General features: G+C 73.0%; 22 protein-coding genes. 10 read left to right on the forward strand and 12 right to left on the reverse strand.

The annotated features are described in order from the left end of the window. On the forward strand, positions 1-183 hold a 183-nt coding region (locus ACIP4Z_RS22475), incomplete at its 5' end, for a substrate-binding domain-containing protein (RefSeq protein WP_401310738.1). A gap of 353 nt (positions 184-536) precedes the next feature. Beyond that, positions 537-2,021, forward strand: coding sequence for a GH1 family beta-glucosidase (locus tag ACIP4Z_RS22480; protein WP_401310741.1), 1,485 nt, complete (start codon positions 537-539; stop codon positions 2,019-2,021). Between the two features lie 25 nt (positions 2,022-2,046). On the opposite strand, the gene ACIP4Z_RS22485 is transcribed toward ACIP4Z_RS22480, so the two are convergent. Further along, the gene (locus tag ACIP4Z_RS22485) at positions 2,047-2,520 is read right to left on the reverse strand and encodes an Lrp/AsnC family transcriptional regulator (RefSeq protein WP_401310744.1); all 474 of its coding nucleotides are present in this window, start codon (positions 2,518-2,520) and stop codon (positions 2,047-2,049) included. Positions 2,521-2,620: 100 nt separating this feature from the next. Here ACIP4Z_RS22485 and ACIP4Z_RS22490 point away from each other — a divergent pair, with 100 nt between their 5' ends. Both ACIP4Z_RS22490 and ACIP4Z_RS22495 read left to right on the forward strand, forming a co-directional pair. Beyond that, on the forward strand, positions 2,621-3,061 hold the full coding sequence (locus ACIP4Z_RS22490; protein WP_355345927.1) for a DUF2000 domain-containing protein: 441 nt from the start codon (positions 2,621-2,623) through the stop codon (positions 3,059-3,061). Between the two features lie 186 nt (positions 3,062-3,247). Further along, positions 3,248-5,332 (forward strand): SpoIIE family protein phosphatase, encoded by a 2,085-nt coding sequence (locus tag ACIP4Z_RS22495; protein WP_401310747.1) that lies wholly within the window; start codon positions 3,248-3,250, stop codon positions 5,330-5,332. A gap of 39 nt (positions 5,333-5,371) precedes the next feature. On the opposite strand, the gene ACIP4Z_RS22500 is transcribed toward ACIP4Z_RS22495, so the two are convergent. Continuing rightward, positions 5,372-5,983: a LysE/ArgO family amino acid transporter gene (locus tag ACIP4Z_RS22500; RefSeq protein ID WP_401310750.1), complete on the reverse strand. Its 612-nt coding sequence runs from the start codon at positions 5,981-5,983 to the stop codon at positions 5,372-5,374. Positions 5,984-6,052: 69 nt separating this feature from the next. On the opposite strand from ACIP4Z_RS22500, the gene ACIP4Z_RS22505 reads away from it, so the two are divergent. Further along, entirely contained in the window at positions 6,053-7,018 is a 966-nt protein-coding gene (locus tag ACIP4Z_RS22505) for a LysR family transcriptional regulator ArgP (protein WP_401311276.1), read from the forward strand. An 82-nt stretch (positions 7,019-7,100) separates the two neighbouring features. On the opposite strand, the gene ACIP4Z_RS22510 is transcribed toward ACIP4Z_RS22505, so the two are convergent. From ACIP4Z_RS22510 to ACIP4Z_RS22520, 3 genes are all read right to left on the reverse strand, one after another. Then, positions 7,101-9,947 carry a glycoside hydrolase family 3 C-terminal domain-containing protein gene (locus ACIP4Z_RS22510; RefSeq protein ID WP_401310753.1) on the reverse strand — a complete coding sequence of 949 codons (2,847 nt, stop codon included), beginning with the start codon at positions 9,945-9,947 and terminating at the stop codon, positions 7,101-7,103. A gap of 335 nt (positions 9,948-10,282) precedes the next feature. After that, on the reverse strand, positions 10,283-10,978 hold the full coding sequence (locus ACIP4Z_RS22515) for an excalibur calcium-binding domain-containing protein (RefSeq protein WP_401310756.1): 696 nt from the start codon (positions 10,976-10,978) through the stop codon (positions 10,283-10,285). An 88-nt stretch (positions 10,979-11,066) separates the two neighbouring features. Next, positions 11,067-11,405 carry a hypothetical protein gene (locus ACIP4Z_RS22520; protein WP_401310759.1) on the reverse strand — a complete coding sequence of 113 codons (339 nt, stop codon included), beginning with the start codon at positions 11,403-11,405 and terminating at the stop codon, positions 11,067-11,069. A 118-nt stretch (positions 11,406-11,523) separates the two neighbouring features. Between ACIP4Z_RS22520 and ykgO the strand changes: the two genes are divergently transcribed. Both ykgO and ACIP4Z_RS22530 read left to right on the forward strand, forming a co-directional pair. Next, entirely contained in the window at positions 11,524-11,646 is a 123-nt protein-coding gene (ykgO, locus tag ACIP4Z_RS22525) for a type B 50S ribosomal protein L36 (protein WP_188285404.1), read from the forward strand. 267 nt (positions 11,647-11,913) lie between these two features. Next, complete coding sequence (locus ACIP4Z_RS22530) at positions 11,914-12,573, forward strand: zinc ribbon domain-containing protein (protein WP_355345949.1); 660 nt, start codon at positions 11,914-11,916, stop codon at positions 12,571-12,573. 81 nt (positions 12,574-12,654) lie between these two features. Here the strand turns inward: ACIP4Z_RS22530 and ACIP4Z_RS22535 are convergent, their stop codons facing one another. Both ACIP4Z_RS22535 and ACIP4Z_RS22540 read right to left on the reverse strand, forming a co-directional pair. Further along, positions 12,655-13,305 (reverse strand): TetR family transcriptional regulator, encoded by a 651-nt coding sequence (locus ACIP4Z_RS22535; RefSeq protein WP_391045581.1) that lies wholly within the window; start codon positions 13,303-13,305, stop codon positions 12,655-12,657. Between the two features lie 40 nt (positions 13,306-13,345). Further along, positions 13,346-14,818, reverse strand: a complete 1,473-nt coding sequence (locus ACIP4Z_RS22540; protein ID WP_391045579.1) for an MFS transporter — start codon at positions 14,816-14,818, stop codon at positions 13,346-13,348. Positions 14,819-15,076: 258 nt separating this feature from the next. Here ACIP4Z_RS22540 and ACIP4Z_RS22545 point away from each other — a divergent pair, with 258 nt between their 5' ends. Then, the gene (locus ACIP4Z_RS22545; RefSeq protein ID WP_401310764.1) at positions 15,077-15,811 is read left to right on the forward strand and encodes a class I SAM-dependent methyltransferase; all 735 of its coding nucleotides are present in this window, start codon (positions 15,077-15,079) and stop codon (positions 15,809-15,811) included. Between the two features lie 52 nt (positions 15,812-15,863). Here ACIP4Z_RS22545 and ACIP4Z_RS22550 read toward each other — a convergent pair whose 3' ends face one another. After that, a complete protein-coding gene (locus tag ACIP4Z_RS22550; RefSeq protein ID WP_401310767.1) occupies positions 15,864-17,369 on the reverse strand; it encodes a PHB depolymerase family esterase in 1,506 nt (501 codons plus the stop codon). A 368-nt stretch (positions 17,370-17,737) separates the two neighbouring features. On the opposite strand from ACIP4Z_RS22550, the gene ACIP4Z_RS22555 reads away from it, so the two are divergent. Both ACIP4Z_RS22555 and ACIP4Z_RS22560 read left to right on the forward strand, forming a co-directional pair. After that, positions 17,738-18,565, forward strand: coding sequence for a 3-hydroxybutyrate dehydrogenase (locus ACIP4Z_RS22555; RefSeq protein WP_401310770.1), 828 nt, complete (start codon positions 17,738-17,740; stop codon positions 18,563-18,565). A 395-nt stretch (positions 18,566-18,960) separates the two neighbouring features. Further along, entirely contained in the window at positions 18,961-20,874 is a 1,914-nt protein-coding gene (locus ACIP4Z_RS22560) for a GAF domain-containing protein (protein WP_391045659.1), read from the forward strand. Between the two features lie 64 nt (positions 20,875-20,938). Here the strand turns inward: ACIP4Z_RS22560 and ACIP4Z_RS22565 are convergent, their stop codons facing one another. The 4 genes from ACIP4Z_RS22565 to ACIP4Z_RS22580 are packed head-to-tail and all read right to left on the reverse strand — an operon-like array spanning position 20,939 to position 24,520. Further along, positions 20,939-22,036 carry a branched-chain amino acid ABC transporter permease gene (locus tag ACIP4Z_RS22565; RefSeq protein ID WP_401310773.1) on the reverse strand — a complete coding sequence of 366 codons (1,098 nt, stop codon included), beginning with the start codon at positions 22,034-22,036 and terminating at the stop codon, positions 20,939-20,941. Further along, the gene (locus ACIP4Z_RS22570; protein ID WP_355345971.1) at positions 22,033-22,920 is read right to left on the reverse strand and encodes a branched-chain amino acid ABC transporter permease; all 888 of its coding nucleotides are present in this window, start codon (positions 22,918-22,920) and stop codon (positions 22,033-22,035) included. Before ACIP4Z_RS22570 ends, ACIP4Z_RS22565 begins: the two co-directional genes overlap by 4 nt. Continuing rightward, positions 22,920-23,771: an ABC transporter ATP-binding protein gene (locus tag ACIP4Z_RS22575; RefSeq protein ID WP_401310777.1), complete on the reverse strand. Its 852-nt coding sequence runs from the start codon at positions 23,769-23,771 to the stop codon at positions 22,920-22,922. The genes ACIP4Z_RS22570 and ACIP4Z_RS22575 overlap by 1 nt, the downstream gene beginning before the upstream one ends. Further along, positions 23,768-24,520, reverse strand: coding sequence for an ATP-binding cassette domain-containing protein (locus tag ACIP4Z_RS22580; protein WP_391162146.1), 753 nt, complete (start codon positions 24,518-24,520; stop codon positions 23,768-23,770). The genes ACIP4Z_RS22575 and ACIP4Z_RS22580 overlap by 4 nt, the downstream gene beginning before the upstream one ends. Between the last annotated feature and the right edge of the window lie 3 nt (positions 24,521-24,523).

The raw sequence follows: 24,523 nt of genomic DNA on the forward strand, positions 1-24,523 counted from the left end.
GTCTCCGTCGCCGAATGGACCGACCCGCCCCTGACCACCGTCCGCCAGGACATCGAGGAAATGGGCCGCCTCATGGCCCGCCTCCTCCTGCGCGCCCTGGAGCCCGCGCTGGCCGCCGAGGCCGTTCCGGCGCTGTCGTCCATCGTCACCCCGACCCGGCTGATCGTCCGCGCCTCCGCCTGAGGCCGCCGGACCGGATCGGCCGGACCGGATCGGCCGGACCGGATCGGCCGGACCGGATCGGCCGGACCGGATCGGCCGGACCGGATCAGACGGGCCGGACCAGTCGGGCCCGCTCGGCCGGGCCGGACCCGACGGACCGTCACCACTCCACCGCGCGGGCCGAATTGCGGCACTCCTCCCGTATTCGTCGTGCGACGGCTCTTGACGAGGGGTCGCCGAAGCGGGCACGCTCCTTCTGGTGGCCTGAGAGCGCTCTCAGACGGAGCGGCCCCCCGACTCTCGGCGCACCGAACCCGCCCGTTCCGCCCGACCGTCGCGTATCCGCGACCCACCCGCCATGGGAGCGCTTCCAGATGACCGCTGTCGACGACCACGCCACTGCCGAGGAGCTGCGGTTCCCGGCCGGATTCCGGTGGGGGACGGCCACGGCCGCGTATCAGATCGAAGGAGGCGCGACGGAGGACGGGCGGACACCGTCGATCTGGGACACCTTCAGCAGCACGCCGGGGCGGGTGCGCAACGGGGACACCGGCGACATCGCCGCCGACCACCGGCACCGGATGCCCGAGGACGTCGAGCTGATGCGCGAACTCGGCGTCACGGACTACCGGTTCTCGGTGTCCTGGCCCCGCGTCCAGCCGACCGGCCGGGGCCCCGCGGTGCAGCGCGGCCTGGACTTCTACCGGCAGCTCACCGACCGGCTGCTGGAGGCGGGAATCCGGCCGGTGGTCACGCTCTACCACTGGGATCTGCCGCAGGAGCTGGAGGACGCGGGCGGCTGGCCCGAGCGCGACACGGCGGCGCGGTTCGCGGACTACGCGGAGCTCGTCGGCGAGGCGCTGGGGGACCGCATCCCGCTGTGGACGACCCTCAACGAGCCCTGGTGCAGCGCCTTTCTGGGCTACGGCTCCGGCGCGCACGCGCCCGGCAGGACCGACCCGGCCGCCGCGCTGCGCGCCGCGCACCACCTCAACCTCGGGCACGGCATGGCCGTCGGCGCCCTGCGCGCACTGCTCCCCGACACGGCCGCGGTCTCGCTGGTGCTCAACCTGGCGGCGGTGCGCGGCCGTTCCGACTCCGCGGCCGACCGGGACGCGGTGCGCAGGATCGAGGCGCTGGCCAACCGGATCTTCCTCGACCCGGTCTTCCACGCGCGCTACCCGCGCGACCTGATGGAGGACACGGCGGCGCTCACCGACTGGTCGTTCGTACGGGACGGCGACCTCGCCGAGATCTCCCGGCCGATCGACGTTCTCGGCCTCAACTACTACAGCCCCACCGTGGTCGCCGCCGCGGCGGCCTCGCCCTCCGCCGTGCCCGGCCGCCCCTCCCCGGCGGAGCCCTCGCCGTGGCCGGGCACCGACGGCGTCGTCCGCTTCCTGCTCGCGGAGGGCCCGCGCACCGCGATGGGCTGGCCGGTCGACGCCGAGGGCCTGACCGGACTGCTGCGCCGCCTGGGCAGGGAACTGCCCCGCGTGCCGCTGATGATCACCGAGAACGGCGCCGCGTACCACGACTACGCCGACCCGTCGGGCGCCGTCCACGACCCCGAGCGGATCGCCTACCTGGCCGGCCATCTGGCCGCCGTGCTGGAGGCGGTGCGCTCGGGCGTGGACGTCCGCGGCTACTTCCTCTGGTCGCTGCTCGACAACTTCGAGTGGTCCTACGGCTACAGCAAGCGCTTCGGCATCGTGCACGTCGACTTCGCCAGCCAGCGCCGCACCCTCAAGGACAGCGCCCGGTGGTACGCCGACCTGATCGCGGCCAACCGCGCCGCGCCCGGCGCGCCGGGACCGCGCCACCCGCACCGCCGCCGTGCCGGAGTCCGCGCGGTGTGAGGCGGCCGGTGCGCGCCGGGCCCGGTCAGCGCGCGGCGGGCCCGGCCGGGTCGACGCGGTGCCGCTGTACGTGCTCGTACGCCATCGTCGTCTGCACATCGGCGATCTCGCGGCGCTCGGTGAGCCGGTCGATGACGAAGGCGTAGACGCCGTTCACGTCGGGGACCGCGATGTGGATCAGGAAGTCGTGCGGGCCCGAGGTGACGAACAGGCCGATCACCTCGGGCAGCGTGGCGGCCCACTCGCGGAAGCCCTCGATGACCGGCCGGGCGGGCGGCCTGATCCGTACCGCGATCAGCGCCTGCACCGGGCGGCCGATCGCTTCGAGGTCCAGGGTCGCGTGGTAGCCGGTGATCACCCCGCGGTCGCGCAGCTGCTTGACGCGTTCGAGCGAGGTGGAGGGGGAGACGCCGGTCTTGGCGGCGAGATCGCGGTTGGTCTGCCGTGCGTCGTGCTGCAATTCCCCCAGCAGAGCCTGGTCCAGCGCATCAAATTCCACGAGAGTCCCTATCTGCCTGATGAAGTTCGGTAGCTCTGAGAGAAGACGGCACGTGTGCCTAGTCTAGGCGGCGGATTCCCGATCGGATGGAGGGCGCCGCATGGACGTGCGCACGGACCTGTCGACCCGGCAGGCGAAACTCAAATGGGTCATCGTCGTGGACGAGGAGCTGCCCGCCGGGCGGCTGGTGAACGCCGCCGCCTGCATGGCCGCCTCGGTCGGCAAGGAACTGCCCGACCTGGTGGGGCGCGGCGGCGAGGACGCCTCGGGCGCCGTGCACCCCGGCCTGCCCTGGGCGGGCTGCTCCGTCCTCGCCGCGGACGCCGGCACGCTGCGTGAGCTGCGCGGCAAGGCGGCGGCCAAGGACGGTGTCCTGGTGGTCGACATGCCCGAGGCGGCCCAGACCTCACGGGTCTACGACCAGTATCTGGACCAGCTCGCGGGCACCAAGGGCGAGGACGTGGCGTACAGCGCGATCAGCCTGGTGGGCCCGCGCAACGCGGTGGACCGGCTGGTCGGCAGGCTCCCGCTGCTGCGCTGAGCGCGAGTACGGGCCGCGGGCGCGTACGCACGGGCCGCCGCGTATCCGCCGGTAGGTGTCCGCGCGTGCGCCCCGTAGCCGCGGTGTGCGCCCCGTACCCGCCGCGTGCGTTCCGTACCCGCCGGTACGTACTCGTCCCGGCGCTCCCGACGCGCCCGTCGGCGCCAGTCGAGCGATGATCGAGGGATGAGGCGTACCGGTCGCGAGATGGGCGTCCCCGAGCTGGAGCCCGAGGTGTTCGACCGTGCCATCGTGTCCGTGGCCCTGACGTCGGGGCCCGAGCACCGGCTGGTGTACTACAACGACGCCTTCCACGACCTGTTCGGACCGCGCCCGCTCGGCGTCCCGGCGGGCGAGGTGTTCGACGAGCCGCACGAGTCGCCGTACCTCGACCTGCTCGACGTCGTCTACACCGACAAGGCGCCGCGCCAGGTGACCACCCCGCGCACCACGCGGGGCAGCACGCCCGGCGCGCCCGGGCGGCGGCATTTCGTCTACAGCCTCTCGCCCGTGGTGTCCCGGCACGGCCCCGGCGTGCTGACCGTCGCGATCGACACCACCGCGCACATCGAGGCCGCCGAGCGGGCCGAGGAGCTGTCGGAGGAGCGCCACCAGGCGTTGCAGCGCTACGAGGCGCTGATGTCGGCCGTCTCGCAGATCGTCTGGCTGATGCGGCCCGACGGCGCGATCACCGAGCTGGTCGGCGGCTTCGAGGAGTTCACGGGGCTGCCGTGGCGGTCCAGGATCGACGAGGTGTGGCTGGAGTCGGTGCACCCGCACGACCGCGCCGGGCTCCTCCAGACCTTCCAGGAGGCGGCGACCGGGCCGGCCACGATGTTCGTGTGCACCTTCCGGATGCGTACGGCGACCGGCGCGTACCGGCGCGTGCAGTCGCGGGCGGTGCCGGTCGTGCGCGACGGCGAGACCGTCGAGTGGATCGGCACCACCTCCGACGTCGAGGACCAGTGGCGCAACCGGCTGCGCGAGCGGCTGCTGGCCCGGGTCGCCACCGTCACCGCCGCGCAGGACGTGGCCCAGGCGTTCGCCGCGACGGCCTCGGCGGTCGTACCGGAGCTGACCGACGCCTGCGTGGTGTTCCTGCTGCCCGCCGTGGGGCTGCCTCCCGGTCCCGGCGGGGCGGTCACCGCCACCCGGATCGCCGAGACGGCCAGGGCGGGACTGCCCGACCTGCCGCCGCTGAACGACCAGCCGTACCAGGTCGGCCCGGTCGTCCAGCAGGTGATCGAGAGCCGCAGGCCCCGGCTGGTGACCTTCCCCAGCGGCGAACCGCCGCCCGGTATCGTCCCCGACGCGTCCACCGCCTGGCTGCGCAAGGTCAGGGCCACCAGCCTCACCATCGTGCCGATCGTCATCGACGCGGCCGTGGTCGCCTTCGCCGTCGCGGCGGCCTGCGCCGACAGCCCGCCGCCGGGCCCCGCCGACCTCGCGCTGCTCGGCGAGATCCTGCACGAGGTGCGCGACCCGCTGCGGCAGGCGCTGGAGCTCCAGCGCACCCGGCACACCGCCCTCACCCTCCAGCGGGCCCTGCTCACCCCCACCCCGCGCGTGCCGGGCGCCGAACTGGCCGCGCACTACCAGCCCGCCAGCAAGACCGCCGAGATCGGCGGCGACTGGTACGACGCGCTGCTGCTCCCCGACGGCTCCGTCGCCCTCACCATCGGCGACATCGCGGGCCACGACCTGGAGGCGGCCACGTCGATGAGCCAGCTGCGCAGCATGCTCCGCGTCATCGCCTACGACCAGGTCCACCCCGGCACGCCCGCCGACAGCCTCGCCCGGCTCGACCGCGTCGCCGACGGCCTGGGCATCGCGCCGCTGGTCACCGCCGTCCACGCACAGCTCACCCCGGGGCCGGGCGGCGGCTGGCACGCGGCCTGGTCCAACGCGGGCCACCCGCCGCCGTTGCTGCTCCCGGTCTCAGGGGCGCCGCGCTTCCTCCAGGGCGAAGGGCCCGACCTGCCGCTGTGCGTCGACCCGGCGCTGCCGCGCGCCACCTGGCACCACGAACTGCGCCTGGGCGACACGCTGTTGCTCTACACCGACGGGCTGATCGAGGTGCCGGGCACCGACCTCACCGAGGGCATGGCGCATCTGGCCGCGCACGCGGAGGAGGCGCAGTCCGACGGGGTGCCGCTGGCCGCGCTCTGCGCCAGGCTGCTGGCCGCCGCCGACTCGCGGCGCGACGACGCGGCCGTGATCGGCTTCCGGCCGACCGCGCAGGGGCGGGTGTGGGAGGGGATGTGGGGCTGAGGACGGGCCGGGGCATCGGCCGCGGTCACCGGCGGTTCCTCAGAGCCGCACCACCATCACCACGCCCAGCGTCACCATCGTGACGGCGATGACCCCGTCGAGGACCCGCCAGGAGCCGGGCCAGGAGAACGGCCGCCGCAGCAGCCGGGCGCCGAAGCCGAGCGCGCCGAACCACAGGACGCTGCCGGACGCGGCGCCGACGGCGAACGGCCAGCGGCCACCGCCGTACCCGTTGGCCACCGACCCCAGCAGGAGCACGGTGTCGAGGTACACATGCGGATTGAGCCAGGTCATGGCGAGGCAGGTGAGGACGGCCGCGCGCAGGGTGCCGCCGCTCGCGCCCCCCGGGTCGAGGTGTTCCGGGCGCAGCGCGCGGCGGGCGGCGAGCACGCCGTAGCCGACCAGGAAGGCGCCGCCGACCCAGGCCGCGACCGTGACGGCCGAGGGCCAGGCGTGCACCACGGCGCCGATCCCGCTCACGCCGAGGGTGATCAGTGCCGCGTCCGACAGCGCGCAGATCGCGACGACCGCGGCGACGTGCTCCCGGCGGATGCCCTGCCGGAGGACGAAGGCGTTCTGGGCGCCGATGGCGACGATGAGCGACAGGCCGGTACCGAGACCCGCCAGAGCCGCGAGAAGGGCTGCGTGCATGGAGACGAGGCTAGGAGAGCCACTGTCATCAATCCAGCTAATGATTCTTAGGTAGCATAAGGGATCGTGATGGTCGATCTCCCGCTGGACCAGGTCCGCACGCTGCTCGCCGCCGTCGACGAGGGCACCTTCGAGGCCGCGGCGCAGACCCTGCACGTCACGCCGTCCGCGGTCAGCCAGCGCGTCAAGGCGCTGGAACAGCGCACCGGACGCGTCCTGCTGCTGCGCACCAAGCCGGTACGGCTGACCGAGTCCGGCGAGATCGTCGTCCGTTTCGCACGCCAGCTGACCCGGCTGGAGCGGGACGCCAGCGCCGAACTGGGGCTGTCCGACGAGACCGCCGGTACGACGGCGCTGCCGATCGCGGTCAACGCCGACTCGCTCGCCACCTGGTTCCTGCCCGCCCTCGCCGAGGTCCCGGCGGGGCTGCCGGTCTGCTTCGACCTGCGCTGCGACGACCAGGACCACACCGCCGGGTGGCTGCGGCAGGGGCTGGTGATGGCGGCGGTCACCTCTTCGCCGGAGCCCGTGCAGGGCTGTACGGTCCGCGCGCTCGGCCGCATGCGGTACCGCGCCATGGCCGCGCCCGCCTTTTACACGCGGTGGCTGTCGGGGGCGCCGCTGCGGGAGGCGCTGCCGGACGCGCCGCTGGTGGACTTCGACCGCAAGGACGACCTCCAGGACCGCTTCCTGCGCGCCCTCGCGCCGCGCCGCGCCGCGAGCACCCCGGTCGCGGGCCGCGCAGCGAGCACCCCGGTCACCCGGCGCGCCCGGCACTACGTCCCCTCCTCCGACTCCTTCGTGACGGCCGTCGCGGCGGGGCTCGGCTGGGGCATGATCCCCGAGGTGCAGGCCGCGGGGCACCGCAGGGACGGGACGCTGGTCGACCTCGCCTTCGAACGGCCCGTCGACGTCCCCCTCTACTGGCAGCAGTGGAAGCTCGACTCCCCGGCGCTGGCCGCCGTCGCCGAGGCCGTGGTGCGGACGGCGGCGGTCGCGCTCAAGGACACCGACGGCGCGCGGGCGGCGGGCTGACGCGGACCGGCCGGGGCGTGTGTGCGCACGCCCCGGCCGGTCACCGCCGGATGTCCACCGGCGAGTCACTCGTACGCGTCGGCTACCCGTACGCGTTGAACTCCGCGATCGACCACCAGGACGTGGCGCTGCCGGTCTGGGTCACCCGGATGTAGCGGGCGGCCTGCGCGGGGAACGCCGCCGTGACCAGCGCGGCGGAACCCGTGCCGGTGGCCACCGGGGCGCTCCAGGTGGTGCCGTTGGCCGAGAGCGCGACCTGATAGCCGCGGGCGTAGTCGCTCGCGCTGCCCGCCGAGTCCATCGTGATCTGGTCGACGGTGTGCGACGCGCCCATGTCGACGGTCACCGTCTGGCCGTTGGCCATCGGCGTGCCGGTGCTCCAGCGCGTCGACGAGTCCCCGTCCAGCATCCGCGCGGCCACGTCACCGCCGCCGGTCGCCGAGGCGGACGCCGTCCACCCCGTACGCGACAGCAGGGAGTGACCGCCGCCGCCGTTGCCCGCGGGGATGGTGGTCTGGCCGGTGAGGCGGATGTCGCGGGAGGAGGAGCCGACGTAGACGGCGTTGGTGCCGGCCGCGTTGGTCCAGGCGTTCGTCCAGTACTGGAAGCCGCGCGCGTCCAGGGTGACCGAGACGTGCTGGCTCTGGCCGGGGTTGAGGCTGACCCGCTGGAAGCCCCGCAGACTCTTGGGCGGTTCACCCGTCGTGGCGGGCTGTCCGACGTAGACCTGGGCGACCTCGGCGCCCGCTCGCGTACCGGTGTTGGTGACGTCGAAGCCGACCGCCACATTGCCGTTCGCGTCAGGAGCGCCGACCGTCAGACCCGAGTAGCCGAAGGTCGTGTACGACAGGCCGAAGCCGAACGGATACGCGGGCGTCTTGTTCTGCGAGTCGTACCAGCGGTATCCGACGTTCACGCCCTCGCTGTACTGCACCGTGTTGTTCTGGCCGGGCCACTGCGCGGTGGTGTGCGCCGGGACGTCGGCGATCGAGGCGGGGAAGGTCACCGGCAGCTTCCCGGAGAAATTCGTGTCGCCGTACAGCAGCCGGGCGATGGCCGTGCCGTCCTCCTGGCCCGGATACCAGTTCTCGACGATGCCCCGCACCGCGTTGGCCCACGGCATCGTCACCGCCGAACCGCTGTTGACGACCACGACCGTGTTGGGGTTGGCCGCCGCGACATCGGTGACGAGCTGATTCTGCGCGGAGGACAGGTCGATGGACGACAGGTCGCCGCCCTCGGACTCGAAGTTGCTCACGAAGACCACCGCGAGGTCCGAGGAGCGCGCCGTCGCGACCGCCTGGTCGTGCAGCGACAGGCCCGGAATCTGCCAGCCGAGCGTGGCGTTGCTGCCGCCGCCCGCCTGGTAGTAGTCCACCTCGATGCTCACCGGCTGATTGGCCGTCAGACTGATCGTGCCCGTCCGGGTGGTCGGACCCTGGTCGAACCAGTTGTTGATGATCTGCTGGCCGTTGACGAACAGCCTGCTGCCGTCGTCGCTGTTGAGCGAGAAGGTGTACGTGCCGGTGGTCGGCGGGGTCAGCGTGCCGGTCCACTTCGCCGACCAGTTGGTGGTGTTGACCCCGGGGGCCGGGGACTGGCCGCCCCACACGTTGTCGACGGTCGAGTCCACCCGGCTCGCCACCACCGCGCCCGACAGGTCCTTGCTGTTGTGGTACTCGCCGTACAGGCCGCTGCCGGTGCCCTGCGACGGCTTGAGATACGTACTGCCGACAGGCGACAGCGAACCGTTCGCCGACGCGACGCCCTGCGCGTACGTCACCGTGGTGCCGCTGCCCGCACGGGACTTGAGGCCCTGGTACGGCGTGATCACATGCGGCGCGTTCACGCCCGCGCTGCCGCCGCCCTGCGTCATCGCGCCGGTGCCCGCGTCGTCACCGATCACGGCCATGGACTTGACCGACGAGGCGACCGGCAGCACCGAGGAGCCGTTCTTCAGCAGGACGCTGCCCTCCTCGGCGACCTGCTGCGAGATCGCCGCGTGCGCGGGGGAGGTCACGACCGCGTTCGTGGAGCCGTTGTTGGGGTTGTCGAACAGGCCCTGGCGGAACATCGACAGCAGGATGCGGCGCACATGGTCGTCGATCGTGGCCTGCGAGACCTGGCCGTTGTTCACCGCGTTGGTCAGCGCGGTGCCGTAGTAGTCCTTGCCCGGCATCTCCATGTCCAGGCCGTTGTTGGCCGAGGCGACCGTGGAGTGGGTGCCGCCCCAGTCGGAGGTGATGAAGCCGGTGAAGCCGAGGTCGCCCTTGAGCAGGCCGTTCTGCAACGGGCCGTTCTCGCAGGCGAAGGGGCCGTTGATCGCCGAGTAGGAGCACATCACCGAGTCGGCCTGGCCCTGCTTGACCGACGTCTCGAACGCCGGGGTGTAGATCTCGCGGATGGCGCGGTCGGAGACGATCGCGTTGTCCGAGGCGTTGTTGCGGTTGGTCTCCTGGTTGTAGACCACATAGTGCTTGACCTGGGCCATCGGGCCCTGGCTCTGGATGCCCTGGATGTCGGCGGCGCCCAACTGGCCCGCCAGATACGGGTCTTCGCCCATCGACTCGAAGGCGCGGCCCCAGCGCGGGTCGCGCACGATGTTGATCGTCGGCGCCAGCACCACATTGGTGCCCTTGCCCCACTGCTCCGAACCCAGCACCTTGCCGTAGTTCTGCATCAGCGCGGGGTCCCAGCTCGCCGCGCCCGCGACCGGGGCGGCCATCTGCGTCACGTCGTTGAAGCCGTCACCCGCACCGACCGGTCCGTCCTGAAGGTGCAGCGGCGGAATGCCCAGGCGCGTGTTCCCGTCCACGCACCCGACGTACCCGCACGACGCCCCGCCGTGCAGCATCGTCAGCTTCTCCGCCTGCGTCATCGCCGCCAGCAGCTCGTCGGCCCGCTGCGCGGGCGTCTGCGCCGTGTTCATCCACGGCTGCGTCGCGGCCTGCGCGGGACTTCGGCTCGCGGAGACAGCGCTTGCTCCGGTCACAAGTAAGAGCGCTGCCGCTATGGGCAGCGCCGTTCGTATCCAAGGACGTGTTCGACGCATGGGGGGACTCCTGTGTGCGGCTCGACAGCGCGTGGGAGAGCGACGGAACGCACAGCCCGCACGACGCGTGGGGGCGCCGACAGCGGACTGCGCAAGCGACGATCGTCCCCCGCAGACCCCGTGTCAAGACTGACAGAGAGCGCTCTCCCGCCGCCGGCGCGGGGGTTGCGTGACGAGCCGTGCGGGAAAGCGCGCCCGGCGGCCCGGCGAGGTCAGGGAGCGGCGCCCTCGGACGGCTCGCAGGCCAGGCCGTCGTGATCGCGGTCGAGCTTCGGCCGATAGCGCGGATCGCTGCTCGGAATGTCGCTCGCGCCGTGGTCGTGCGCGTCCGTGCAGTCCTTGTACGTGGTCGCGGGCGGACCGGTCGTCTCTGCTCCCGAGCCCGGCACCGCGTGGACACTGGCCCCGGTGATCCGCCCGCCGTCGACGGAGTACGTGCCCTCGAAGGACTTGACGGTGCCGTCGGTCTGGGTGGCGTCCAAGTGGACGGTGACAGTGGTGGGGGTGCTGGCGAGGACGGTCACGACGTCTTCGGAGGTGGACGAGAAGCCGTTGACGAAGGCCGAGTAGGAGGAGCTGACGTTCTTGCCGCCGAGAGCCCACGCCCGGCCGAAGTCGCGGGCGTTGATCGCGGCGAAGTAGTCGCTGACGACCGTCGTCGGGTCCGTGGCGGTGGCGGTGGCGGTGGCCGTCGCTGTGGTGGTCGTCGTCGGAGCGGTCGGGGTGGGCGTCGGTGTCGCAGGCGGCGGATTCGGCGTCGTCACGGTGGTCGTCACCGTCGCTCCGGGCGCGCTCGGAGCGACGGTGACGCCCGCCGACGAGTTGCCGTCCGTGCTGCCGCAGGCCGCGGCCGTGGCCGCCGTGACGGCGACCAGCAGCGTGGCGGGCAGGAGTCGTACACGGGCCATGGGACTCACCTCGCGGGTGGCTGTCCCCTTGTCCCAGAGTGCGCCGCCCCGGCCGGTACCGCTCGCCGATCAAGGACGGACGCGCGCCTCAGCGGGTGCGGTCCTCGTCGGGGGTCGGTGGGGTGTCGGGGGTGTCCTCGGCCATGGAGCCGGGGCTGGAGAAGTCGGGGCTGGAGAAGCCGTGGGGGGAGATGCCGACCTCCTGGGGGACGAGGTCGTCGGCGGAGTCGGCCTCGTAGTCGGGGCCCTCGAAGGGCGGGACGACGTAGTCGGGCGGGGTGTAGTCGTGGATCTCGGGCGCGTCGGGGCCCGTGAAGTCGGGACTGGAGAAGTCCGGACTGGAGAAACCGGGGCTGGAGAAGTCCGGCGCGTCCGCGTCCGTACCGCCCGCGTCGCCGCTTCCGCCGCCGTGCTGTTCGTCGCTCATCTCGGTCCCCTCACGGCGGTCCGCACCGCCTGTCCGCGGAACGGAATGAACCCGGCCGCATCACCGTTGCCATGCACACAACGAACAGTACGAGACTGTACGAGCAGGAAGGTGTCCCATGAAGGTCCGTAATTCGCTGCGCTCGCTCAAGAGCCGTCCGGGCGCCCAGATCGTCCGCCGGCGCGGCAAGGTCTATGTGATCAACCGCAAGGACCCCCGCTTCAAGGCCCGTCAGGGCTGACCCCCGCGACCGGGGCGGAATGCCGGGATCCGCCCCAACTCCCCTGTATCGGGCATGAGCCGGTTGAGCGTGTCGTGCACCGAACAGGGTGTGCGACAGTATCCCTTGCCCGGGATCGGGCGGCAGTACAGGGCGCGCCGAACAGGCCCGGTGAGAACCGGACGGCGCGTTCGGAAACCGGCGTGGGGTGCGGGGCGTCCGTGCTGGTGGGGGTACCGGCGGGTCAGGGGGCCCGACCGGAGGTGCGCGCGCGGTGGAGGCGTGGGAATGAGTTCCGAGATCTACTTCAGCAACAACTACCGGGATCTGTGCCAGGAGCACGGCACCGGAGCGGGCTTCCAGTTCGAGTTCTCGTGCCGGCGCTGCCAGGACACCTGGCGCTCGGCCTTCGAGCCGTACACCAGCGGCCGGGTCGCGGGCTGGCTCGGCAAGGGCGTCAGCGCGGCCTACGGCGTGCTCGGCCGTGGCGGCTACGGCATGTCCAGCGCCGCCGACGGCCTGGCGGGCGCGGGCTTCGGCAGCGCGCGCGACAAGTCCTTCCAGCGGGCGATCACCAACGCCGAGGGCCACTTCAACCGCTGCCCGCGCTGCACCGACTACGTCTGCAACCGCTGCTGGAACGCCGCTCAGGGCATCTGCCTGACCTGCGCCCCGGACACCGCCGCCGAGGCCCTCGCCGCCCAGCAGCGCGGCCTCAACGACATGGTCTCCGAGCGGGCCTACACCGTGGGCCAGCAGAGCGGCCAGGCGTTCGACGTGACCGCCGCGCGCCAGCTCGTCTGCCCGCAGTGCGGTACGGAGACGCGGGGCGCCGCCTTCTGCTCCGGCTGCGGCCACCGGCTCGCGCAGCCCGACAACTGCGCCTCGTGCAGCGCCCCGATCCCCGAGGGCGCCGCCTTCTGCCCGGGGTGCGGCACCCGCCGCTGACGACGCGCGCCGCCACCCCCTCGCGTCGGCCGACGCGTGAGGGGGAGCGGCGCCATCAGGGGAGGGCCGCGCCAGGGGCGCTTACGCGTCCCGCGCGCAGCTCGCGCGCCCCGCACCACTGCTGATGAGCGTCAACTGCTCGCGCGTGGCCGGGGCGTGGATCGCGGGCGTGCCGTGGGCGCGCAGCCCCGCGAGGTGGATGTCCAGATGCCGCTGCCACGCCTCCGGCGCGACCGGGCCCGCGGTCTCCACGATGCCGCGCAGCGCCCACGAGATCGCCATGATGTCGCCGAGCACGATGTCGGGACCGATCCGCCCGAACTCCTGCGCCTGGGCCAGGAGTTCGGTGATCAGGTCGCGCAACTGCTCGACGCAGGCCGCCTTGGAGTGGCCGACCGCCTTGACCGCGTAGCCCCGGTGGGTGCTCAGCGACTGGCCCATGGCCCGCAGATAGACCTCGAGCCCGGTGCCGTCGCCGAGCGCGAGCGCACGGCGCGCCTCGGCGACCAGCTCGCTGAGCATCTGCCCGACGATCTCCTCGACCAGCGCCTCCTTGTTGGGGAAGCGCCGGTAGACCGTACCGACGCCCACCCCCGCGCGCGAGGCGATCAGCTCCACGCTCGCCTCCGTGCCGAATTCGGAGACGACCTCACGCGCGGCCTCGATGACCAACTGCTGGTTGCGTACGGCATCGCGCCGCATCGGCCGGTCCTGCGTGTCGCGCGCTGTCATCCGTCACTCCCGGTGGGTGCGGCCGTTCGTACGCCGGAGCTCACTCCGGCTTGTCACCCACGACCGTACCGCCGGGTACCACCGCCAACTCCGGATGCGCGGGCTCGTCCGCGAAATCCACCAGCCTGGTCTGCTGCCGGGTGACCGGGATCAGCATCGCGGCGAAGGCCGCGATCAGCAGCGCGACACCGAGCATCGCGAAGCCGTTGGTGTACCCCGACTCGCGCGGCAGGCCGTCGGCGGCCGGGTTCGAGGTGACGATGCTGGCCATCAGCGCCGCGCCGATCGAGCCGCCGATGGTGCGGATGTTGGCGTTCATGCCGCTGGCCACGCCGGTCTGCTCCGGCGGCACCGCGGCGACGATCAGGCTCGACATGGCCGAGAAGGCCAGGCCGAAGCCGACGCCCATCACGCCGGTGGCGATGTACAGCTCCCAGGTCGCGCCGTGCGCGAAGGCGATCATCGCCAGCGAGACGGTGCCGATCAGCGAGCCGAGCAGGACGACGATCTTGCCGCCGATCCGCTGGGCGAGACGGCTCGCGCCCAGGCCGACGGCGAACATGGTCACCGACATCGGCAGCAGGATCAGGCCGGACTCGGTGATGCTCGATCCGAAGCCGTACCCGGTGGACTTCGGGGTCTGCACGAATTCGGTGAGGAAGGCGAAGGTCGCGTACATACCGACACCGAAGAGCAGCGCGACCAGGTTGTTGGTCCACACCGCGGGCAGCCGCATCATCTTCATGTCGATCAGCGGTACGGCGGAGCGCAGTTCGACCTGCACCCAGGCGACGGCCAGGACGACGGCGGCGATCAGCAGGCCGATCACCTTGCCTGAGGCCCAGCCCCACACCGACGCCTGGCTCAGCGCGACCAGCAGGGCGACCAGCCAGCCGGAGAGCAGCACGGCGGGCAGCCAACTGATGCGTCCCGGTGTGCGGATCGGGGACTCGGGGACGAAGAAGTGCGCGGCCACGGCCGCGAGGATCGTCATGATCATCGGCAGCCAGAACAGCCAGTGGTAGTCCAGCACGCTGACGATGGGTCCCGCGAGGACGATGCCGAGGCCGGAGCCGACCGCGATCAGCGAGGCGATGGCGCCGACCGCGCCGTTCAGCTTCTCGCGCGGGAACTCGTCGCGGATGATCCCGAAGGCCAGCGGCAGCACACCGCCGCCGATGCCCTGGATCACGCGGGCGATGATCATCACCTGCACGTTGGACGCGAGCGCGGCCAGCAGCGAGCCGACCGCGAGGGCGGACATCGTCGCCACGAAGACGCGTTCCTTGCCGATCATGTCGCCGACGCGGCCCATGATCGGGGTGAATATCGACGCCGACAGAAGGTAGGCGGTCAGCACCCAGGTGACGGTGTTCTGGTTGGTGTGCAGGCTCTCCTGGATCGTCGGCAGGACGGGGGTGACCAGGGACTGCAACAGCGCGTAGGCGGCGACACCCGCCGCCAGGACCGCGAACGTGACCTGGTGGTGCGGTCGCCGGGTCTCGGACGCCATGGAACTCCTCAAGCTTGAACCGGAACGAACATTCCGTTAAGCCAGCAGAATATCGCATCAGGAATGACGCTTCCGTTTCGTGGAGGTCAGGTGTAATGCACACCTCACTTCGCCCCCGCCGGGAATAAACGGCGGGAACGCCGCCCCGAGGGCCCGTCCACGCCGGCCTGCCGCCGCCTCCTCGATCCACCCGGGCGGCGGGCCGGGCGTTCGCCGCGACACGGCGTCGCACGGCTTCGCACGGCCTAAGGTGGCCGGATGTTCTCCGATCAGGGGCCGAGCCTCCGCGAGTTGGCGGTGCAGGCGCTCTCCTCCGTCGACCGCGGCTACGACCTGCTCGCGCCGAAGTTCGACCACACACCGTTCCGCACGCCCGATGCCTTCCTCGACGCGGTGGCGGGCGCTCTCGCGCCGCTCGGGCCCTTCGACGCGGGACTCGACGTCTGCTGCGGTACGGGCGCGGGCGTCGGGACGCTGCGGTCGCTGTGCGGGAAACGCGTCACCGGCGTGGACTTCAGCGCGGGGATGCTGGCCGCCGCGCGCGCCGCGTACACCGGCCGGGACACCGCCGAAGGACCGGAGCCCGAGTGGGTCCGCGCCGACGTCCGCGCGCTGCCCTTCGACGCGGAGTTCGACCTCGCCGTCAGCTTCGGCGCCTTCGGGCACTTCCTGCCCGCCGAACGCCCCCGGCTGTTCGCCGAGGTGCGCGGCGCGCTGCGCCCCGGCGGGCTCTTCGCCTTCCCGGTCACCGCGCCGCCGCCCGTCGACTCGGCCCTGTACTGGGCACTGTGGGGCTTCGACGCCGGAATGCGGGTGCGCAATCTGGTCTGGCGCCCGCAATTCGTCATGTACTACCGGACGTTCCCGCTGCGCGGGGTGCTCGACGACCTCGCGGGGGCCGGATTCACCGTGACCCACACGGCACTTGAGGAGTTCGGCCGCCGCCCGGACGGCAGCCCGCGCTGTCGGCTGGTGCTGGCCCGCAGCACCTGACCGGTACGGGGTCCGTACCCGGTCGGTGCCGCGGGCCGGGGCGCGGCCGGGGTCAGGCCGAGCAGCCGCTGTCGGCGATCACGTAGTAACCGGCCGCGGTCTCCTTCAAGGTGTGCGTGACGAAGACATTCCACAGCCCCATGTTCTGGTTGGAGCCGTTGGCGTACGCGTATCCGCCGCTCTGATGCGCGCGGCCCGCCGCCACCTGGGCGTAGTTCGTGGCGGTGAAGCACTGCCCGGAACCGCCGCCGCCCGACCCGGTGGTGGTCGCCGTGACCGCGCCGGACGCGGCGCCGACCGTCCCGGCAGAGTCGACCGCGGCGACGGTGTAGGCGTACGAAGTCCCCGCCGTCAGACCGCTGTCGGTGTACGCGGCCGAGGTGCTGGTGCCGACCTTGGTCCCGGCGCGGTAGACGGTGTACGAGGCGGCCCCGGTCACCGCCGCCCAACTCAGGCTCGCCGTCGTGTCGGTGGTGCCGGTGACCTTCAGCCCGGTGGGCGCGGGCAGCGCGCCCGTGCCGCCGCCGGAACCGGAGTCCAGGCCCCAGAAACGGGCGGTGTAGTAGCTGGAGCAGATCGTGTCGAGGTAGTACGCGCCGGTCGCGCCGCACTGCTCGGTGCCCGAGCCGGGGTCGACGGCCAGACCGTGCCCCATGCCGGCGATCGAGTACATCTGCACCGCGGGCTTGCCGGAAGCGTCGTTGTACGTGGTCAGCGTGGTGTTGCCGGGCAGGCTCTGGGTGCTCGACGGGGTCTGGCCGATGCCCCACACATTGGTCCACTGGTCGCGCAGCTCGGTGGCGTTGACCGGGTAGACCGTGTAGTCGGAGGCGCCCTGCCAGATCGCCACCCGCGGCCACGGCCCGGTGTAACCGGGGTAGGAGGCGCGGACCTTGTCGCCCCACTGCGCCGGGGTGAGATTGAGGCTGCCGTACTGGCAACCGGACGCCGCCGTCTGACTGGTGGCGCACTGCGCGGGCAGCCCCGAGTCCACCGCGCCGCCCGCGAAGACGTCCGGGTAGTCCGCCAGCAGGTCGGCGGTCATGCCGCCGCCCGCCGACAGGCCGGTGACGTACACGCGACGGCTGTCCGAGCCGTACTGCGTGACGGCGTGGCCGACCATCGACACGACGGACGCCGCCTCGCCCTTGCCGCGGGTGTCCTTCGCGGGGTCGAACCAACTGAAGCAGGACAGCGAGTTGTTGGCCGAGCTGGTCTGCGGCAGCACGAGCGCGAAGCCCCACAGGTCGGCGTACTTCTGCCAGCCGGAGCTGGCGAAGTAGTCGCTCGCGCTCTGTCCGCAGCCGTGCAGCGCGACCACGACGGGCGCGTTCGCGGGCAGACCGGCGGGTGCGTACTCGTACATCGCCAGATTGCCGGGGTTGGAGCCGAAGGACGAGACCTGGGTGAGACCGGCCGCGGCAGCCGGACCAGCGGTGACGACCGCGCCGAGGCAGGCGGTGAGCAGGGCGAGGACACCGAGGAGCGCGGTGGTCACGGCGCGGGCGGTACGGGGGAGGGGCGAACGGGCGCTGCCTGGCGGCGGGTTGGGGGGCATGCGGACTCCTCGGGACGGGGGGCGGCTCACGGTCGGCGGACACCGGCACGTCGGACGACAGCGGTAGGGGGCGTTCCTGATGTGACGGGGACCACGTGTCGGCTGGACGGTAGAACCGCCGCGGCGGCCCCAGACACGTGAAGGACCGCCACCCCTGCGCGGCGGAAGTGGGGGCCGCCGCCATTGCGTCCGCCGCGCCGCGGTGCGCCCGGCGGCGCGGCCGACCGGCCGCCGCCCGCGCCGCGCGGCCGTACCGGCATGGGTCCTGGAGCGCCCGCGCGACATGGCTGCGGACGCCACCTCGGGACGGGGAAGTATGGTCACCGGCCACGTGTGCGGGCCCCCGCATCGTTTCTAGCGTGGCGGCCATGGAGAGCACTCAGAGCCCCGGCGCCGAGGGGCCGCCCGCAGCGCCGCCCGCCGCGGCCACCCCCGACGACCCGCCCGGCGCGCGGTTCCTGGCCGGGCGGACCGCCCTGGTCACCGGAGCCGCCAGCGGTATCGGACGGGCCTGCGCGGTGGCCCTCGCCGAGGCGGGCGCCGCCGTCTACGTGGTGGACATCGCGGCGGACGCGGCCAAGGAAGTGGCGGCGGAGATCGGCGGCACCTGCTGCGTCACCGACCTCGCCGACCCCGCCGCCGTGGACGCGCTGCCCGACGACGCCGACATCGTCGTCAACAACGCGGGCCTTCAGCACATCGCGCCCGTCCACGAATTCCCCCCGGAGCGCTTCGCGTTGATCCAGCGGGTGATGGTCGAGGCGCCGTTCCGGATCCTGCGCCGCACCCTGCCGCACATGTACGCGGGCGGCTGGGGCCGGGTGGTCAACATCTCGTCGGTGCACGGCCTGCGCGCCAGCCCGTACAAGTCCGCGTACGTCGTCGCCAAGCACGCGCTCGAAGGGCTCAGCAAGACCGTCGCGCTCGAAGCCGCGCCGCACGGCGTGACCAGCAACTGCATCAACCCCGGCTATGTGCGCACCCCGCTCGTCGAGGACCAGATCGCCACCCAGGCCGTCGCGCACGGCATCCCCGAGGCGGACGTGGTGACCCGGGTGATGCTGGAGCGCACCGCGATCAAGCGGCTGATCGAGCCGGTGGAGGTCGCGGCGGCGGCCCTGTGGTTCTGCTCCCCGCACACCGGCTACATCACCGGGGCCTCGCTGCCGCTGGACGGCGGGTGGACCGCCCACTGACCCGCGCGCACCGAGCCGACCGTCGGGCCAGCCACGGGCCGACCACGAGCCAGCCACCGGGCGGCCCACTGATCCGGCCGTCGATCCGGCTACTGATCCGGCCACTGACCTCGCGTTTTACTGCGGCCGGTCGATAGGGTCGGCGTCTGCGGCGGCCGTCGTCCCGTCCCGGCGGGGCGGCGAGCCCCACCGCGCGTCCGTCGCACCAGCCGTGCGGCGCGACGGTCCCGACCGCCGCGCCGCACGGACCGTTCTTCGTCCCTCCGGCACGGTGACCCCTGATGTCCGCAGAATCCGCAGATCCCGCAGCCGTACCGGCGCCCGAGTCCGTAGCGGCACCGGCACCTGCACCCGCCCTCGGGCCCGCGGCCGCGCCCGCGCCCATCGCCCGCCATATGCGTCGGCTGCTCGAAATGGTCGCGGCCGACGCGCCCGCGGAGGACTTCGGGGCGGTCGCCGCGCAGGCGAGGATCAACGGGGCGGGCGCGTCCGACCTGTCGGAGCTGGAACAGGCCACCGGGATCGCGCTGCGGGTCCGCCGGGTGCTGCGGCAGCACCGCCGCCGCGAGACCGAACTCGCCGCGCTCTTCGACACCGCGAGCGACCTGGCCGCGCTCCGCGACCTCGACGCCGTTCTCCAGTCCATCGTGCGCAGGGCCAGGATGCTGCTCGGCACGGACACCGCGTATCTGACGCTGCGTGACGAGGAGGCGGGCGACACGTACATGCGGGTCACCGACGGCTCGGTCTCACCGCTCTTCCAGAACCTCCGGCTGTCGTACGGCGACGGTCTCGGCGGTCTGGTCGCGCTGACCGCCCGCCCGTACGCGACCCCCGACTACCGCACCGACGAGCGCTTCCGGCACACCGGCTCCATCGACGAGGGCGTGCTGGACGAGGGCCTGGTCGGCATCCTGGGGGTGCCGCTGCTGCTCGGGTCGCGCGGCGCGGGCGGTCACGCGGGCGGCGCCGTCGGCAGCGACGTGATCGGGGTGCTCTTCGCCGCCGACCGCACCCCCCGCCCGTTCTCGCCCGACGAGGTCGCGCTGCTGTGCTCGCTGGCCGCGCACGCCGCCATCGCCATCGACACCGCCAAGGCCATCACCGACCTCGCCGAGGCGGGCGCCGTGATCCGCGAGCACGCCGCCGCGATGCAGCGCGCCGAGGAGGCGCACGACCGGCTCACCGACCTGGTGCTGCGCGGCGGCGACCTGTCGGAAGTGGCCGCCGCCGTCGCGGGACTGCTGGACGGCGCCCTCACCATCCACGACCCGGAGGGCCGACGGCTGGCCGCCGTCGGGCGCGGCGGCGGCGACTTCGACGGTCTGCCCCCGCAGCCGGCGGCCCTGGTCAGGCACGCCGCCGACTCGCACGCAGCGGCCCGCGCGGTGTTCCGCGACGGCCGCTGGACCTGCGCCGTGCTCGCGGGACAGGAACTCCTCGGCAGCCTCGTGCTGTACGGGCGCGAACGGCTCGACGACTCCGACCGGCGGCTGTTCGAGCGCGCCGGGGTCGTCACCGCGCTCCTGCTGCTGCTCAGCCGCTCCGTCGCGGAGACCGAGAACCGGGTGCGCGGCGAGCTGATCACCGACCTGCTGACCGCGGCGGGGCGCGACCCGGCCGGTCTCGTCGTGCGCGGTCGCAGGCTCGGTGTCGACCTCGACCGGCCGTGCCTGCTGCTCGTCGCCGAGACCGTCACCGCCTGCCACGACAAACTGCCGGGCGCCGCCGTCCAGTACCTCTTCGGCGGCGACGGCATCAGCGCCGAGCAGTCCGGCACCGTCGTCCTGCTCCTCCCGTACGACGGCGCACCGCCCGGCGAGGCCGCCAGGGCCGCCGTCGCCCAGCTCGGCCACCTGGTGGGCGCGCCCGTCACGGTCGCCGCGGGCGGACCGGCCGCGGGACCGCGGGCCTTGGCCGACGCCCACGCCGAGGCGCTGCGCTGCCTGCGCGCCCTCCAGTCGCTCGGCCGCGTCGGCGACGGCGCGAGCGCCGACGAACTCGGCTTCCTCGGCGTGCTGTTGGGCAACGAACGGGACGTCGACTCCTACGTCACCGCGACGCTCGGCCCGCTCCTCGACTACGACGCGCGACGCGGCACGGAGCTGGTCCGTACCCTCGGCGCCTACTTCGCCTGCGGCGGCACCCTCACCCGTACCAAGGACGAACTCCACCTCCACGTCAACACCGTCGTCCAGCGCCTCGACCGCGTCCAGGCCCTGCTCGGCCCCGACTGGAACGCCCCCGACCGGGCGCTGGAACTTCAACTCGCCCTCCGTCTGCACCTGTTGTCCACACCTCGCGGCTAGGAGCGGCGCCCGGCTAGGAGCGGCGCCCGGCCGGGACCGCCTCCCGGCCGCGACCGCCTCCCGGTCAGCTCCTCTTCCGCGCCGCCGCGCGCAGCCGTTGCGGCAGACGGGCCACGCCGCCGGGCAGCACGTAGACGACCACGACGAACAACGTGCCGAGCAGGAACAGGGGCTGGGAGAGCGGGACCCGCAGGACCGAGGGCAGACCGGCGACCGAGCCGGAGCCCGCGAGGTCGCCGAGCCGGTGGTCGGCCCAGGTGTAGAGGACCCCGCCGATCAGCGGGCCCCAGCGCGAGCCGGAGCCGCCGAGGACGACCATCACCAGCAGCGACAAGGTGAAGTCGGAGGTGGTGGTCTGCGGGGTGGCGCCGCCGGTCAGCAGCAGATGGACGATGCCGCCGACCGCGGCCAGCGCGCCCGCCAGCACGAAGGCCGTCAGCTTGAAGCCGTACGGCCGCAGGCCCAGCACCTCCACCCGGCGCTCGTTCTCCTTGATGCCCTCCCAGACCCGCCCGGTGGGGGAGCGGACCGCCCAGTGCACGACGGCGACGGTCACCACGAGGTAGGCGAGCGCGATCCAGTAGAGATTGACGGTGTGCTCGATGCCGACGAGTGACGCGGGCAGCCTGTCCGCGGGCACCGCCCGGCCCTCCTCGCCGCCGGTCACCCCGCCCGGGTCGCGCTCCACCAGGATCGAACCGGCCTGCGCGAAGGCGAGTGTGACCATCGAGAAGGCGATCCCGCTCACCCGCAGCGACACCGAGCCCAGCAGCGCGGCCAGCGCGATCCCGAAGAGCAGCCCCAGCACGGCGGCGGCGCCGAACGGCAGCCCGGCCTCGATCATGATGACGTCGGTGGCGTACGAGCCCGCGGCGAAGTACAGCGCGTGGCCGAACGAGAGCAGGCCCGTACGGCCGAGCAGCAGGTCGTATCCGGTCGCGAGCGCGCCGAACACCAGGCACAGCGCGAGGAGTTGAAGGCTGCCCGCGCTGCCGATCGGCCCGTCGAGCAGGCCCGGCAGCGGCAGCGAGCTGTACGGGGCCGCGAGCAGCGCGGCCAGGGCGGCGGCGGGCCACCAGCGGGTGACCCGGCGCAGGTGTCCGGCCGGCGCGGGCGCCGCCTGGACGCGCGGCTCCTCGCGGGTCGGGGTGGCGGTGGTCATGCGAGCCTCCCGGTGGCGCCGTGCGGCCGGAGCAGCAGCAGCGCCGCGAGCAGGACGACGACCGCGAGATCGCCGAGCCCCGACGCGGTGTAGTAGTTGGCGAACTGCTGGACGAGGCCCACGCCGACGGCCGCGAGCGCGGCGCCCGACACCGACCCCATGCCGCCCATGACGACCACGACGAAGGCGAAGATCAGCAGCGAGGTGCCCTGGCCCGGGTCGACCGAGCCGTAGTACAGCCCGCCCAGCGCGCCGCCGAGCGCCGCCGCGGCCCCGCCGATCGCGAAGACCAGGGTGAAGGCGCGCCGGACGTCGATGCCGAGCGCGGTGACCATCGCCCGGTCCTCGACCCCGGCCCTGACGACGAGGCCGTGCCGGGTGCGGCCGAGGAACAGCCGCAGTGCCAGCAGGACGAGCACCGCGGCGCCGATCAGCACCAGCCGGTTGACGGGGACGCGCGCGCCGAACAGTCCGAAGGTGCCGGACAGGGCCGCGGGTCCGGGGAAGGTGCGCGCGTCGGCGCCCCAGATCGCCGACAGCAGCGCGGGCACCGCGAGCCCCACCCCGACGGTGGCGAGGACCTGCTCGCGCGGCCGTTCGTACAACGGGCGGATCAGGGCGAGTTCGAGCACCATCGCGGCGACGGTGCCCACAGCGGTGCCGAAGGCGACGGCGAGGACGAAGCCGAATCCGCCGGAGCCCGCGCCCGGCAGATGCCCGGAGGCGGCCCACCAGGTGCCGTACGCGCCGATCGACAGCAGCGCGCCGTGCGCGAAGTTCAGCACGTCCATCAGGCCGAAGATCAGGGAGAGGCCGGAGGCCACCAGGAAGTACAGGGCGCCGAGGCCGAGACCGGTGGCCGTGAGCAGCACGACGGTCGACATCAGGCGCCCGCCTCCCGTGCCGCGGACGGCGGTGGGTACGACCCGGCCGCGGCCTGGACGTGCGTCCCGGCGGCGTCGGTGGCGGATTCCCTGGCGGGATCGGATGACACGGCCTCTGCCTCTCTCACGTGCGCGTCCGCGCCCTTGCGTCCGACGCCCAGCAGCCTGCGGGTCGCCTCGGGATCGGCGAGCAGGTCGGCGGCGGGGCCGCGGTGCGCGGTCCTGCCGTCCGCCAGCACCACGCAGTGCTCGGCGAGCCGCCGTACCATCGCCAGATTCTGCTCGACCAGCAGCACCGGCACCGCCTGCGCGGCCCGCTCCAGCACCCGCGCCACCTCGGTGACGACCTTCGGCGCCAGGCCCTTGGTGGGCTCGTCGGCGATGATCAGCCGGTTGCCGTTGAGCAGGGTGCGGCCGATCGCGACCATCTGCTGCTGCCCGCCGGACAGCGTTCCCGCGCGCTGCGCCGCCCGCTGCCGCAGCTCGGGGAACAGCTCGTGCACCAGCGCGTAGGCGGGCTCGCCCGCGCCGCGCCGCTCGGCCAGCCGCAGATTCTCCGCGACGGTCAGTGCCGCGAAGACCCCGCGGTCCTCCGGCGCGTAGCCGATCCCTCGCCGCACCAGGGCGTGCGTGGCGAGCCGTACCGTCTCCTGACCGGCGAAGCGCACGCTGCCGGTGCGCGGCACCAGGCCGAGCACGCCGCGTACCGTCGTGGTCTTGCCCGCGCCGTTGCGGCCGAGCAGCGCGGTCACCCCGCTCGCGGCGACATCGAGGTTCACGCCGTGCAGGATGTGACGGCCGCCGATGACGACCTTCAAGTCCCGTACGGCCAACAGGGGTTCGACGGTCACAGCGCCTCCCCGAGATAGGCCCGCTGCACGGTGGCGTCGGCCGTGACGGCCTGCGGGGTGTCGAGGGCGAGCAGGGTGCCGTGGTGCATCACCGCGAGCCGGTCGGCCAGGCCGAGCAGCACGTCCATGTGGTGCTCGACCATCAGGACCGTGCGGCCCTCGTCGCGGTGCAGCGAGCGGATCAGCGCGGTCAGGGCCGGCACCTCCTCGGCGCTGACCCCGGCCATCGGCTCGTCGAGCAGCATCACGCGCGGCTCGCCGACCAGCAGCACCGCCAGCTCCAGCTTCCGTTTCTCGCCGTGCGACAGCGCGCTCGACAGCGCCTCGGCGCGGTGCCCGAGCCCCGTGCGCTCCAGCACCTGCCCGACCTGCCGCGCGTATCCCGCGGCGCGCCGCCAGATCCGGTACGAGCCGCCGCCCGCCGCCTGCGCGGCCAGCCGCACATGGTCGGCGACCGTCATACCGGGCCACAGACTGGACGTCTGGAACGTCCGTCCCAGCCCGCGCCGCGCCCTGGCCGGGACGCTCTCGGCGGTGATGTCCGCGCCGTCGAGCCCGATGGACCCCCGACTGGCCGGTACGAGACCGCTGATCAGGTTGAACAGGGACGTCTTTCCCGCGCCGTTGGGACCGATGAAGGCCAGGAACTCGCCCTCGCGCACCTCGAAGGACACCTCGTCCACGATGGTCGCGCCGCCGACCGACCAGCCCACGTCACGCAGCCGGAGTACCGGGGCCGTGCTCGTCACCGG

This window comes from Streptomyces sp. NPDC088910, assembly GCF_044749865.1.
GTDB lineage: Bacteria > Actinomycetota > Actinomycetes > Streptomycetales > Streptomycetaceae > Actinacidiphila.